Below are 13,731 nucleotides of genomic sequence, written 5' to 3' on the forward strand. Positions count from 1 at the left end.
CGTGCTCACGGCGTCGTGTCCCGAGCGCAGCGGAAACCGACGTTGCCGATGGTGGTGTCGGGTGTGAGACCTTGACGGGCCGAGACGCGGTAGCGGCGACAGTAGGACTCGTGACAAAGGTACGAGCCCCCACGCGTGCTGCGGTGTGTGCCACGTCGTGGTCCCCGGGGATTCGTCCGCTGGTCCTGGGTGTGGAACGTGGGGTGAAACCAGTCGGCGCACCATTCCCAGACGTTGCCGGTCATGTTGTGCAGGCCGAATCCGTTGGGTGGGAACTCGGTGACGGGACAGGTTCCGTACCAACCGTCGGAACGGTCGTTGTGGCGGGGGAAAGTCCCCTGCCACACGTTCATCCGGTGCTCGCCGTCGGGCTCCAGTTCGTCGCCCCACGGGAACGCGTGTCCGCTCAGTCCGCCACGCGCGGCGTACTCCCACTCGGCCTCGGTCGGCAGCCGCAGTCCGGCCCAAGCGCAGTACTCCTGCGCGTCGGACCAAGACACGTGGACCACCGGATGATCCTCCCGTCCTTCCACAGTGGATTGAGGGCCTTCGGGGTGCCGCCAATCGGCACCCTCGACCTGCCGCCACCACGGGGCCGCCGCGACACCGCGAGTGGGCGGGAAGTCATCCGGAAGCAGCCCGGCGAAGACGAACGACCAACCCCACCTTTCGGCCTCCGTGCGGTAGCCGGTGGCGGCGACGAACTCGGCGAAGTCCCGGTTGGACACCGCGGTGCGGCTGATCCAGAACGGATCCAGCCGCACCGTCCGCACAGGCCCCTCGCCGTCTTCCGGATAGGCGAGCGGGTCCTCACTGCCCATCAGGAACTCACCGCCGCGTAGAAACACCATCCCGTCGGTGCTTCCGTCGACGCCGGAGGTGGGCGAGGCGCTGCTGGGCCGCCCGGCGGACGGCGCGCAGCAGCTTCGCATCTTCTCAGTCATGTGCGGCCCGGAAGAGAGCTCGGTCGCGTTCGACACCGGCGTCGTCGTACAGGTCGTCACCCAGGTCGATCCGCAGCCAGTGCAGTCGACCGGTGAACCGGTTGTCGACGACCGGGTAGTCGTCGGTGACCGGGGAAGCCCGGTCCACGCCGATATCGAAGGTCTCGTCGAAGGCGAAGTAGTACGGGATGGTCGCCGGGACTACGACTCCTCCGACTTCGGAGCCGTTCACTCGCAGTGTGACGGTGCCGCTCTTGCCGACCCCGCCACCGGCGTAGGCGAACTCCATCCGCACCTCGTGTTTTCCGGCGGGCAGTGGATCGCGGCTGCGCGCGGTGTGCACCTTCAGCCCGAAGTAGTTGTAGGCGTAGCAGAACCGGCCCTCGTGGAAGTACACCGACCAGCCGCCGAACCGGCCGCCCTGGGCGACGAGGACCCCTTCCGCACCGCCGTCCGGGACCTCGATCTCCGCGGTGACGGTGTGGGAGCGGTTCTTGACGTTGGGCGCGGTCTCCTCGGTCAGTCGCTTCGCGTTGGCGTGGAAGGTGACCGATCGTCTCTCGCCCATGAGGTCCAGCCGACCGGCTTCACGCGGGTTCTCGCGTTCGGTCATCCGGTCGTCCATCGGGAACACGTTGTACTTCGCGGCCTCGATGAGGAACAGCCGCTGCAACTCGGCCAGTTTCTCGGGGTAGGTGTCCGCGAGGTCATGGGCTTGGGTCCAGTCCGTGTTGGTGTCGTACAACTCCCACACGTCCTCGTCGAAACGACGACGGCGCCCGTCCTGCACCATCTCCCACGGGGTGCCGTGGCGTGTCACGGCCATCCAGCCGTCGTGGTAGATGCCCCGGTTGCCGACCATTTCGAAGTACTGCACTCGGTGCCGATCCGGTTCGTCGGGGCCGTTGAAGGTGTAGAGCATGCTGGTGCCCTCGATCGGTTTCTGTGCTACACCGTCCACCTCGGTCGGATGCGGGATACCCGCGGCTTCCAGCACGGTCGGCATCACGTCGATCACATGGTGGAATTGGTGGCGGATCCCGCCGCGTTCGCTGATCCCGCGTGGCCAGTGCACCACCATCCCGTCCCGGGTGCCGCCGAAGTGCGAGGCCACCTGCTTGGTCCACTGGTACGGGGTGTTCATCGCCAGCGCCCAGCCCACCGGGTAGTGCGCGTGCGTGGTCGCATCGCCCAGGGCGTCGAGGTGTTCGTTGATGAACTCGGCGGAGTCCGGGATGCCGCTGGCGTAACGGTGCTCGTTCAGGGTGCCGCCGAGCCCGCCCTCGGCTGAGGCGCCGTTGTCACCGAGGACATAGACGAAGAGGGTGTTGTCCAGCTCGCCCAGTTCCTCGAGCGCGTCGACGAAGCGGCCGACCTGGTCGTCGGTGTGTTCGGCGAAACCCGCGTAGAGCTCCATGAGGGCGGCGGCGGACTTCCGCTCGGCCTCGGAGAGCTCGTCCCAGTGCGGGACGCCCTCGGCCCACGGCGCCAGCTCCGCGTCCTCGGGTACGACTCCGAGTTCCTTCTGCCGCCGCAACGTGATCTCGCGTTGTGCGTCCCAACCGTGGTCGAACTTCCCCTTGTACTTGTCCCGGTACTCGCGGGGGACGTGGTAGGGCGCGTGGGTCGCCCCGAAGGACAGGTACGCGAAGAACGGGTGGTCCGGTTTGAGGGTGCGCTGGTCCCGTACCCAGTCGATCGCCTGGTCCACCAGGTCCTCGGACAAGTGGTAACCGTCCTCGGGCCGACGGGACGGTTCCACGGGGTTGGTGCCGTCGAACAGCACCGGGTACCAGTGGTTCATCTCCGCGCACAGGAACCCGTAGAACTTCTCGAAGCCCTCCCCCGTGGGCCACCGGTCGAACGGCCCCGCGGCGCTGACGTCCCGCGCAGGTGTCTGGTGCCACTTGCCGAACGCGGCCGTGTTGTAGCCGTTACCGCGCAATACCTGGGCCAACGTGGCCGCGCTGCGTGGGCGGATTCCGTTGTAGCCGGGTGCGGAGCTGGCCATCTCGGTGGTCACGCCCATGCCGACCGAGTGATGGTTGCGGCCGGTCAACAGCGACTGCCGGGTGGGGGAGCAGATCGCGGTGACGTGGAACCGGCTGTACCGCAGTCCTCCTTCCGCGAGCCGGTCCGCGGCGGGCATCCGGCACGGGCCGCCGAATGTGCTCGGGGCGCCGAAGCCCATGTCGTCGATCAGCACGATCACCACGTTCGGCGCGTTCTCGGGCGCCTGTATCGGGCGCGCCGGCTCGTACGCCGGGTTCTGGTCGCGCACGTCCAGCGACGTGGCGGAGTGCGGGAAGCTCTCCGTCAACGGCAGGCGCGTCCGGTCCAGGGCTGGGTCCTGCATTCGTGCTCCTCTCCACACCTTTACTGCGTTGCGACGAGGTCCTCGGACGGTTCCGGGGAAAGGTCTCGCCGGGTTCCGAAACGGCGGAACGGAACGAGCCGGTCCTTGCGCCTCTTCCTCCGGCTCCGACCGGCGATGCTGGTGATGCGGTCGAGGTAGACGGCCAGGATGACCACGGCCAGGCCACCCTCGAAGGCCGTACCGATGTTCAGTTGCGTCACGCCTTCGACGACGACACCGCCGAGGCCCTCCGCGCCCACGAGACCGGCGACCACGACCATCGACAGCGCGAGCATGATCACTTGGTTGATGCCCGCCATGATGGAGGGGACGGCCAGCGGCAGTTCGACCTCCCGGAGCACCTGGTTCGGTCGGGCCCCGAAGGCACGCGCGGCCTCGACGGTCTCCCCGTCCACCTGGCGGATGCCGAGCTCGGTCAGTCGCACCGCGGGCGGTATCGCGAACACCGTCGTCGAGACGATCCCGGGAACCACTCCGATGCCGAAGAAGAACACCGCCGGGACCAGGTAGACGAAAACCGGGAGTGTCTGCATGAAGTCGAGGACCGGGCGCACGACGAGACTCGTCTTCGCGCTCTTGGCGGCGAGGGTTCCCAGGGGCACGCCGATGGCGATGGCGATCGATGCCGCGAGCACGACGATCGACAGTGTCTGCAACATCTGGTGCCACAGCTGCATGCTGTCGACGAGGAGGAACGCGAGCGCGACGGAGACCGTCGTTCCCACGTTGCGGGTGCTCCATGCGGCGATCACACAGAGAATGGCGATGAGCACGAAGGACGGTGGTGCGGCCAACACCCCGTACACCAGGTTCACCAGGAAGAACAGGGCCGCGGAGACCGCGTCGAACAGTCCCCCGGCATGGTCGATGAGCCATTGGATACCGGCGTCGACCGTCTGACCGATCGGGATCGTGGGCACGTCAGTCACCTTCTTCCTGGGTCGCGATGGCCCGCAGCATCTCCGTTTTGGGCACGACTCCGACCAGGTGCTTGTCCGCGTCCAGCACTGCTAGGGGGACGACACCACGATTCGTGAGCCGGCAGCACTGGGCCAGCGATGTCTCTTCGGCGACCCACGTGTAGTCGGTGTCGAGGCAACGACGCAGATCCCGTTCGCCGTCCGCGGCCGCGCGGGACAGCCCCTCCACACTGGCCACACCCACCACGCGGCGGTTCGGGTCGAGGACGTACAGGCCTTTGGCGGTGCTCCTTTCGAGCTTCGCCAGTACGGAGGCGGCGTCATCGTCCAATGTGGCCGTCAGCCACGGCGCGGTCATGACCGTGCTCGCGGTCAACGCCCGTGAGCGGTCGACGTCGGAGACGAAGTCGTGCACGTAGTCGTCGGCGGGGCGGGAGATGATCTCCGGACCCGTGCCGAGTTGGACGACCGAGCCATCCCTCATCACCATGATCCGGTCGCCGATCCGCATGGCCTCGTTGAGATCGTGGGTGACGAACAGGATCGTCTTGTGGAACTCCGCCTGGAGCTCCAGCAGCTGTTCCTGCATCGCGCGGCGGTTGAGCGGGTCGAGGGCACTGAACGGCTCGTCCATGATCAGCACATCGGGGTCGGTGGCGAGTGCGCGGGCCAGCCCCACACGCTGTTTCATCCCGCCACTGAGCTCGTCGGGGTAGGCGTCGCCCCACTGCCCGAGCCCCACCTGGTGCAGTGCTCGCTCAGCTCGTTCGAGCCGCTCGTTTTTGGGAACTCCCCGCGTTTTCAGGCCGTACGCGGCGTTGTCCCGGATGGTGCGGTGCGGGAACAGGGCGAAATGCTGGAACACCATGCTCAACCGCTTGTTGCGCAGCTCTCGGAGTTGCGCCTCGTCCAGGTCGGCGATGTCGGTCCCGTCGTAGAGGATCCGGCCCGCGGTCGGCTCCACCAGCCGGTTGACCATGCGGATCAACGTCGACTTCCCCGAGCCGGACAAACCCATGATGACGAAGAGTTCGCCCCGCTCCACATCGAACGACACGTCGTCGACCGCCAGGACTCCACCGGCCTCCCGGACCGCTCGGCGGCGGTTCGAGGCGCCGTTCAACACCTCACGCGCTCGCCCGGCCGAAAGGTCGAACACCTTCGTCACGTTGCGTGCCTGGAACATGATTCTCCTCCGGAAGCGAGACAGGGGGCCAGGAGCGAACGTCGACGCGCTGTTGGTGTTCGACGTGCCGCGCTCCGGCAGGCACGCTGCCTCGTCTTCGCCTGTTCAATCCGTTGGGGGTGTGGTCTCGTCCTCGTGCGCCTCGTGTTTTGAGTCGTTCACGAGATGGCCGCGGGCGCCGGTTCGCCGTCCGCGGTTCTCACCCCCCGCAGCCACTTCCGCACCTCATCGGGATGAGCGCGAATCCATTCGCTGGCGATCTGTGGGGCCGGATCCTTCTCCTTGCTCAACCGGAAGATCCAGTCCGACGCGGTGTCACGGTCGATCCGGATCTGCGAGAGGAACTTCGCTATGTCCGGGTTCTTCCCGGCGAAATCCTCGTTGAAGACCACCCGGATCTCACCCGATCCCGGCCAGACGTCTTGCGGGTCGTCGAGGTAATGGAGATCCCATTCCACGTTCATCCAGTGCGGGCTCCAGCCGAGGAACACGACGGGTTTGCGTTCACCGGCGCGTCGCTGGACCTCGCTGAGCATCGCCGCCGTACTCGACTGGACGAGGTTCCAGTCACCGAGCCCGTAACTGTCGTCCCGAATCGCGTCGAGAATGTATTGGTTACCGGGTGTTCCCTGCTCGATGCCGAGTATTTCGTTATCGAACAGGTGCGCCTTCGCGTCGAGGTCGGCCAGTGAACGGATGCCGTACTCCTGGGCCACGTAGTCCGGTACGACCGGTGCGTACTGTGCCCCGGTGACCATCGTGCCGGCGACCTCGACCTGTCCACTGTCCAGATACTGCTGGTAGGCGGATTGCTGGCTCGGCCACCAATTGCCCAGATAGGCGTCAGCCTGACCGTCCGCGAGAGCTTGAGCGCCCAACGGTACGGACAGTTCCTGGACATGTGCTCGATAGCCGAGCTTGCTCAACACCTGCGAGACGATCTCGTTCTCGACGATCAGGTCCTCCCACGGCTGCTGCACGAGCCGCACTACGTTCTCGCCGGACTTGTTGTCCTGAAAACCCTGTTGGAGAGTGCAGGCGGCGGAAGTCGCAGCCGTCACCACCGCGATCAAGGCGACGATGAGAACGCGGGGACGAAAACGCATGAAAAACCTTTCCGAGGTCGACGCGGCTGGAAAAATCGCCGAGAACGACTCGTCGTGGAAGTCGAAGAACCCTTTCTCCTGTTGAGGGCCGACTTCGAATCCTTGTTTCCAACTCTGCTTCTCGGCAGTCCGGCGATTGGTGGCCGATGTCACCGAACTGCTGCTCCGGAGTGTTCTACAACACTATTTTCGTGTCATCGTCCGGGTGTGTACCGCGGATGATCCTGACACCCGAGTGGTCGCTTATCAATGCGTTCGTCGTATCGACCTAGATGGATTTCCGAGAAAAGATATAGAGACTTCCTATAGATCGTGGTCCTACGGTGCCCGCGTCGATGCCTCCCATTCTTTGACGAGCTCGACGAACGCTTGTGCCGCCGGGGAGAGTTGAGTCGGCAGAAAGACCAGGACACCGTGACGGGTCGCCGGCGGCTTCAGCGGCGCGATGACCGCTCCGCGGTTGGCGGCGTCACGGGCAAGGCGGCTCGGCAACAGGGTGGCGCCCGCACCGGCGAGCACCAGGGGGACGATTGCGGCTCGGTGGGTCACCTCGACCGCGACCCGGGTGGTCGCTCCCACGCTCGCGAGGATGTTGTCCACCGCGCCACGTGTCGTCGTTCCCGGCGGTGTGGTGACGATGTCGAGGGTGGCGAGCTGTCGCGCGGAGACCGGTCCCGGTGGCTTGAGCTCGGTCTTGGGGGGAAGGACGGCGTAGAGTTCTTGCTCGGGGAGGTCCAGGACCACCATCCCCTCCGCGTCGATCCCGTGCTCGGTCAGTCCGAGTTCGGAGTCGCCGCGGCGGACGGCGGCGGCGACCGCCGCGGCGTTCTCGGGGTCGACGATGCTCAGCTCGACCCCGGGGTGTCGTTCGCGGAACGCTCCCACCAGCGGCGCCAACGGATCGACGGCGAGGGTGGTCACCGTCACGATGTCGAGCCGCCCGGACACCACCTGCGTCACCCGCTGCGCCTCCGTTTGGAACCTGGTGAAGGCCTGGACGACCCGGCGAGCCGAGGGGAGTAGGGCTTCTCCGGCGGAGGTGAGTGCCACGCCGCGGCCGAGGCGCCGGAACAGTGGGGCGCCTATCTCCTTCTCCAGTCCTCGAATCGCGTAGGACAGCGACGGTTGGGAGACGTGCAGAGAACTCGCGGCGCTGGTAAAGCTGCCATGCGAGGCAATAGCGAGGAAGTACTCCAGCTGCTTCCGCTCCATGGTAGCTCCTGAATCGGCTCTACGGCTGGGCCGGGTTCCCGCTGGCGGGTAATTCGGGCCGTTTTTCTGTGATCTTTATCGATGTCTGATTGTTCATCTCGTGGTTCGCGGTTATCTCAAGTCGGAATTTCGTTGTTTTTTAGGACAGCCTCGGCACTCTAGTCATTTAAAGGTTTTATCGACAAGCTTTTCGTGATGAGGTCGACAATTTGTCGACTATCTTGGTTTCAAGTCCTAGGGTCCACCGGGGCGCTTCATCGGGATTTGCCTCCATGATTGTCGGTGATTCTCGACGAAGTGTGTGATGTCATTTTCCTCATCGTCTGAAGAAGTGTCTTTTTTCGGATGCGTTAGGCAGACGTCTGTGGGAGGTCACGCTCTCGCCCGGTTCTGGTACGAGATCCTCGGTTACGAGATGCAGGAAGAAGAGGACGAAGCTGCCGTGATCGGGCCTCCTTCGACGCCCGAGGGCAGGAATCGCTCTGGGCCGGTGCCGCCGAGATTGACCTTCCTCCGTGTTCCTGAGGGCAAGACCGTCAAGAACAGGCTCCACATCGACATCAACCCGACCGACAGGGACCAGAACGAAGAGGTCCGTCGTCTGGTGGATCTGGGTGCTCGACACGTCGATGTCGGCCAGGGTGGTAAGGAAAGCTGGGTCGTACTCGCCGGCCCGGAGGGCAGCGAGTTCTGCGTCCTTGAGGACCGCTGCCCCTGAGTCGAAGTCGCTTCTCGGGATCAACGACCTTCGTGCCGACATCGGAGCCGACGCTCGCCCCCCCCGGCTGGCCAATCGGGCGGCGAGGGAGGCGGGCGTGCGGCCGGGGCCGCATCGGTCGTCGCCTGGTTCTGCGAGAAGTCGAAGTGCAGGGTGATGCCTGTGCCTGCGGCGGTGGTCCGCTCGACTGGTTCCGGTGTAGTACTGCTCATATTCTGGCGGAACTGTCCGGGCCCCGGCTGCGATGTTCGTGCCGTCGGTGCTGTCGCCCGGGCCAGAGCGCGGGGCAGCCTTGCTCAGCCCTGCTCGGAGGGCTTCTCAATGGCGATTCGCCCTGCCGGGTGTCGCTGGTGACGTGGTCATCGTGGCGTTGCCGGTCCTCTCGGGGCGTTCACCCGTGTAGTACTGCGACAGTGGGCCACCGCTGGCACCGTGGGGTCATGCCGGACATCCACGAATCCGACGATGGGCGGGGCACGCTGACGGTGACGTTCGGTCACGAGGAGCTGATCCTGCGCCGACGTTACGAGAGCATCAGCATCGTCAACGACCTGCTCATCGCGCTGTGGTTCGTGGTGGGCAGTGTGCTGTTCTTCTGGGAGTCCACTGCCACCATCGGTACGTGGTTCTTCCTGCTCGGAAGTATCCAGCTCGCGGCGCGGCCCGGTATCCGCTTGTTCCGGCGGGTCCATCTGCGTCGCGTCGGCGGTGCCAGTGTTGAGACGTCACGCGACTTCTGACCGCTCCACCGTCCCATCTTCCCACCGTCGCGATAGGTGGGTACTGCAACGCTGGCTACAGCGATCCTCCGGTGACGGAGCACCGGCAACGTGAGAGGTCTCCGGTAGGGGCGTGGACATCGGTGGGTCTCCAGCGCGTGACGAAGGTCCACCGTCATAGTGAGCACGTACGTCGTGTGCTCTGCGGTGACCGAATCGAACACGGTAATAGTGTCCTAATTGTACTTATTTGGGGTATGAACACCGTACAGGAGGATTTCACGTCGCACTTGGACGGATCACTGGCAGGGGCGAAGACGGTGCGCGTGAACAAGCGGTGTCGCACAACAAGCTGGAGCATGCTGTCGAGATGTCGTCTCACTGATCGTATCCGCTGGCTCATAGCAATTAGGAGCAATCAGACACCTGATGGTGGCGGAGTATGAGCCGATGTCACCTTCTCCTGGAATACGTGGTTGCCGTGAGTCGCGTGTGGCGAGCCATGGCGGTCCATCGTCATTTTCGGTGCGCTCCGCGGTTTCTGCCCGCGGTGTCAGACCGCTGGTTTCTCCGCTGGTACTGGTTCGGGATCGCTTGTCACCGTGGTGACGGGGTGCGTGCCCAGAACGGCGCTCGCGACGGCGATGGCCAGGAAAACGGTGCCCATGATCGGAATCGACGATGGGCCGTGCTGGTCGAGCAGGTATCCACCGATCGCGGCGCCCACGGCGCTTCCCCCGTACAGACCGCTGATGCCGAGTGACATCGCCAGCATCGGCTGGTCGGGTGAAGCGGTCATGATGCCGGCCTGCATGACGGGACTCAGCGCCCACGCAAAGATTGACCAGACGCCGACGAGTCCAGCTGGGCTGTGAAGATGGCCACCGAGGTAGTTGTAGAACATCAGCCCGCCGGCACCCGACAGGAGCATGGCGACGACCAGGCATAGCACTCGGCTGTTGCGGACCGGAGCCAGCCGGGCTCCAAGGCCGGTGGTGGTGCCGCCCGGCACGGCGGGAGCCATGAAGTGGCACAGCACCAACACCACCACGCTCACGAGGGCGATCAGAGCGAACGTCGCGCGCCACGAGATGGCGTGGCCGAGGAAAGCTCCGAACGGCACACCGGTGAACAGGGCGACCGTGAGACCCGCGGTGACCACCGCGAGATAGCGTCCGCTGCGGCCTTCGGGCGCCGCCATGCCCGCGATCGCCATACAGGTCGGCGAGACGACGGCCGCCGCCAGTCCCGCCACGATGAGCAGGATCAGCGTGAGCGTGAACGCATCGCTGAGGGCCACCGCCAGGTTGGCCAGCGCGAAGACGAGCAGTCCCGTCGTCAATAGCCTTTGCGATCAAGCCGGTCGGTGAGGAACGCGAGGACGAGGGCGCCCAGGGCGAACGCGAAGGCAGAAGGCTCAGACGGTCACGGGACGCGGTATCTCGGCGCATTCACTGTGACCGCACGAAACGGCCCCCGAACACACGCGAAACGGAGTTCGAGTCGTGAGGGCCAGGGCGATCAGGTGTCAAGGCGGGGATGCGGTCCAGCTGTGGCTTCGACTTCGGCGAGGAAGTCTCCGGACGAATCGGGAGCCCCTCGATTTAGGAGCCGTGCAGCTCGTCGACCAGCGTGAAACCGTCCTCGATCCACGCCAGCTCGGTGCGAGCGCGGGCGATCAGCCCGTCGTAGGCGTAGATCTTGTAACGGACGGCCAGTTCGGCCTCGCGCTCGTTCAGCTTGGTGAGCCTTGCCGCCAGGGTGGGGTGACTGCGGTCGACGAGGGTCGCCCGGGTTCGCTCGAGCATCGCCAGGTGCTCTTCCCAGTACGCCTGCTGTTGTCGCAGCTGCTCGCGCACCGCCTCGGGGTCGGCGAAGTCGAAGTACGCCGCCTTCAGGTAGGCGGGGTCACGCTGTCGCTGCGGCACCAGCGGTGATTCCATCCACCTCCGGAACTCGGCGAGCCCTGCTTCGGTGACGTGGTACTCCTTCTTGGTCCCCTTCTTCCCCCAGGGCACCTCGACGGAGTCGAGCAGTCCGTCGCGCTCCATCCGGTTGAGTTCGGGATAGACCTGCGAGTCCGGGGCGTGCCAGACGTGCGCGACCGAGCGGCTGAAGCTCTTCGAGATGTCGTACCCGGTCATCGGCCGACCGGTCAGCAGCGCGATCAGCGCATACCGCAGCGACAAGGTCCCTCCCTCCGGAGCGATCACGCTATCCGCTCTTGCCAACTAACTATATCCATAGATAGTTTGTGGCCTGCGCTACAGATGCCTATCTCCATAGGGAGTTGTCTCATGACCTTGACCACCCCTCCACCGATGGAAGCCGCCGCACCGACCACCGCCGCCGCGAAGATCTTCAACCACCCCCGCAACGCCTGGTACGTCGCGGCCTGGGACCACGAGGTCACCGCCAAAAAGCCGCTGGCACGCACCGTCGCCGGAGTGCCGCTGGCGCTGTGGCGCAACACCGAGGGCCGAGCCGTCGCGCTCGCGGACGCCTGCTGGCACCGGCTCGCGCCGCTGTCGAAGGGCAAGATCCTCGGCGATGAGCTGCAGTGCCCTTACCACGGCCTGCGCTACAACTCGACCGGTCGCTGCACCGCCATGCCCGCGCAGGAGACGATCAACCCGAGCGCGATGGTTCCCTCCTATCCCGTCGTCGAGCGCTACCGGTACGTCTGGGTGTGGGTGGGCGATCCCGACCTAGCCGATCCCGCCACCGTGCCCGACATGCACCAGATGGACGACCCGGCTTGGGCCGGTGACGGTGAGACCATCCACGCCGACTGCAACTACCAGCTGGTGCTCGACAACCTGATGGACCTCACCCACGAAGAGTTCGTGCACTCCTCGAGCATCGGCCAGGAAGAGCTCTCCGAGGCCGAGTTCGACGTGGTCCACGACAGCCGCACCGTCACCGTCACCCGGTGGATGCGCGACATCGACCCACCGCCGTTTTGGTTGAAGAACATGCGCGACAAATTTCCGGGCTTTAAGGGCAAGGTCGACCGCTGGCAGATCATCAAGTTCGAGGCGCCGAGCACCATCTGCATCGACGTGGGAGTCGCCAAGGCCGGCACCGGCGCACCCGAAGGCGACCGCAGCCAGGGCGTCAACGGGTACGTGATGAACACGATCACCCCCGAGACACACCGCACCTGCCACTACTTCTGGGCGTTCATGCGCAACTACCGCCTGGACAGCCAGACCATCACCACCCAGCTGCGTCAAAGCGTGCACGGTGTCTTCGCCGAGGACGAGGACATGCTGCGTGCCCAGCAGAGCGCGATCGAAGCCAACCCCGACCACGAGTTCTACAGCCTCAACATCGACACCGGCGGAATGTGGGTACGTCGGATCCTGGAGCGGATGCTGGCGGCCGAGGGGCGGCCGTCGGCGGCTCCCGCGGTCGGGTGGGATGCCTGATGGCGATTCAGTCCCGGTCCCGCTGGCAGCGCGGGCAAGTCGTCGAGGCCGACTACGTGGCGGACGGCGTCCGCCGGATCGTGCTGGAGATCGAACACCCCGAGCACGCGGCCCCCGGTACGCACGTCGACGTCGAGCTGGGCATCCACGGCCGACGGCAGGTCCGTTCCTACTCCATCGTCCGGTCCGAGGACGGCGGACGCCGGCTCACGCTCAGCGTGCAGCTCTCGCCCGACTCCCGGGGTGGTTCGGAGGCGATGCACGCATTGGTCGTCGGTGACGAGCTCACCGTCACCGGGCCACTGCAGAACTTCCCACTCGCGGTCGGTGCCGGTCGTTACGTCCTGGTCGCCGGCGGCATCGGCGTCACCGCGCTGGTCGCGATGGCGTCGGCGCTGCGCCGCCGGGGGGCCGACTACGAGCTCGTGTTCGTCGGCCGCAGTCGCCGGGTGATGGCGTACCTCGACGAGCTCAGCGTCGAGCACGGCGACCGGCTCCGCGTCCACGTCGACGACGAAGGAACGCCGTTGTCGGTGCCCGACCTGGTCGGCGACATCGCCGCGGCACCGAACGCGGCCGCCACAGAGCTCTACATGTGCGGCCCGATCGGTCTGATGGACGCGATCAGAGCGAATTGGACCGAGCATGGGCTGCCGGAGACCAATCTGAGGTTCGAAACCTTCGGTTCCAGCGGCCGGTTCGGCGCCGAGGAGTTCCTGGTGCGCCTTCCCCAATTCGACCGTGAGGTCGTGGTCGCGTCCGACACCTCGATCCTGGACGCCCTGGACGCAGCCGGGGTCGACACGCTCTCGGACTGCCGCAAGGGCGAGTGCGGACTTTGTCTGGCCAAGGTCGTCGAGGTGGACGGCACCATCGACCATCGCGATGTCTTCCTCAGCGAAGCGCAGAAGCAGCGCTGCACGAACCTGTGCCTCTGCGTCTCCCGCGCGGTGGCCGGCAGTGCTGGCGACCGCGCCACCGTCACCCTCCACCTCACCTGATCCGGCGTACCGGATCCCTCACTTCTGGGACGCCCCATGAACATCACGCAACGCATCAGTGCGGCGCCGATGTCCGGCTACCAATGGCTGATCATCGCGCTCTGCACGGTCATGAAC

The 13,731-nt window shown here is 65.5% G+C and carries 12 protein-coding genes; 4 read left to right on the forward strand and 8 right to left on the reverse strand.

The annotated features are described in order from the left end of the window. Positions 1-5: 5 nt before the first annotated feature. The 6 genes from M7H19_RS03055 to M7H19_RS03080 form a co-directional block, all read right to left on the reverse strand. The gene (locus M7H19_RS03055) at positions 6-851 is read right to left on the reverse strand and encodes a formylglycine-generating enzyme family protein (protein WP_298176874.1); all 846 of its coding nucleotides are present in this window, start codon (positions 849-851) and stop codon (positions 6-8) included. Between the two features lie 85 nt (positions 852-936). Next, the gene (locus M7H19_RS03060) at positions 937-3,300 is read right to left on the reverse strand and encodes an arylsulfatase (RefSeq protein ID WP_298176847.1); all 2,364 of its coding nucleotides are present in this window, start codon (positions 3,298-3,300) and stop codon (positions 937-939) included. A 20-nt stretch (positions 3,301-3,320) separates the two neighbouring features. Further along, positions 3,321-4,241, reverse strand: coding sequence for an ABC transporter permease subunit (locus M7H19_RS03065; RefSeq protein WP_298176849.1), 921 nt, complete (start codon positions 4,239-4,241; stop codon positions 3,321-3,323). Position 4,242: 1 nt separating this feature from the next. Further along, on the reverse strand, positions 4,243-5,427 hold the full coding sequence (locus tag M7H19_RS03070; RefSeq protein WP_298176851.1) for a betaine/proline/choline family ABC transporter ATP-binding protein: 1,185 nt from the start codon (positions 5,425-5,427) through the stop codon (positions 4,243-4,245). A gap of 158 nt (positions 5,428-5,585) precedes the next feature. Beyond that, positions 5,586-6,533 (reverse strand): ABC transporter substrate-binding protein, encoded by a 948-nt coding sequence (locus tag M7H19_RS03075; protein WP_298176853.1) that lies wholly within the window; start codon positions 6,531-6,533, stop codon positions 5,586-5,588. Positions 6,534-6,851: 318 nt separating this feature from the next. Next, positions 6,852-7,745: a LysR family transcriptional regulator gene (locus M7H19_RS03080; protein ID WP_298176856.1), complete on the reverse strand. Its 894-nt coding sequence runs from the start codon at positions 7,743-7,745 to the stop codon at positions 6,852-6,854. Positions 7,746-8,109: 364 nt separating this feature from the next. Between M7H19_RS03080 and M7H19_RS03085 the strand changes: the two genes are divergently transcribed. After that, a complete protein-coding gene (locus tag M7H19_RS03085) occupies positions 8,110-8,463 on the forward strand; it encodes a VOC family protein (RefSeq protein WP_298176858.1) in 354 nt (117 codons plus the stop codon). Between the two features lie 440 nt (positions 8,464-8,903). Then, entirely contained in the window at positions 8,904-9,203 is a 300-nt protein-coding gene (locus M7H19_RS03090; RefSeq protein WP_298176860.1) for a YrhK family protein, read from the forward strand. A gap of 532 nt (positions 9,204-9,735) precedes the next feature. Here M7H19_RS03090 and M7H19_RS03095 read toward each other — a convergent pair. Continuing rightward, positions 9,736-10,524 (reverse strand): MFS transporter, encoded by a 789-nt coding sequence (locus M7H19_RS03095; protein WP_298176862.1) that lies wholly within the window; start codon positions 10,522-10,524, stop codon positions 9,736-9,738. A gap of 262 nt (positions 10,525-10,786) precedes the next feature. Next, on the reverse strand, positions 10,787-11,413 hold the full coding sequence (locus tag M7H19_RS03100) for a PadR family transcriptional regulator (protein ID WP_298176864.1): 627 nt from the start codon (positions 11,411-11,413) through the stop codon (positions 10,787-10,789). A gap of 66 nt (positions 11,414-11,479) precedes the next feature. On the opposite strand from M7H19_RS03100, the gene M7H19_RS03105 reads away from it, so the two are divergent. Next, positions 11,480-12,613: an aromatic ring-hydroxylating dioxygenase subunit alpha gene (locus M7H19_RS03105; RefSeq protein ID WP_298176866.1), complete on the forward strand. Its 1,134-nt coding sequence runs from the start codon at positions 11,480-11,482 to the stop codon at positions 12,611-12,613. Beyond that, on the forward strand, positions 12,613-13,614 hold the full coding sequence (locus tag M7H19_RS03110) for a PDR/VanB family oxidoreductase (RefSeq protein WP_298176868.1): 1,002 nt from the start codon (positions 12,613-12,615) through the stop codon (positions 13,612-13,614). The genes M7H19_RS03105 and M7H19_RS03110 overlap by 1 nt, the downstream gene beginning before the upstream one ends. Positions 13,615-13,731 lie beyond the last annotated feature (117 nt).

This window comes from Saccharomonospora sp., from assembly GCF_027317685.1.
In the GTDB taxonomy this organism is placed as follows: Bacteria; Actinomycetota; Actinomycetes; order Mycobacteriales; family Pseudonocardiaceae; genus Saccharomonospora.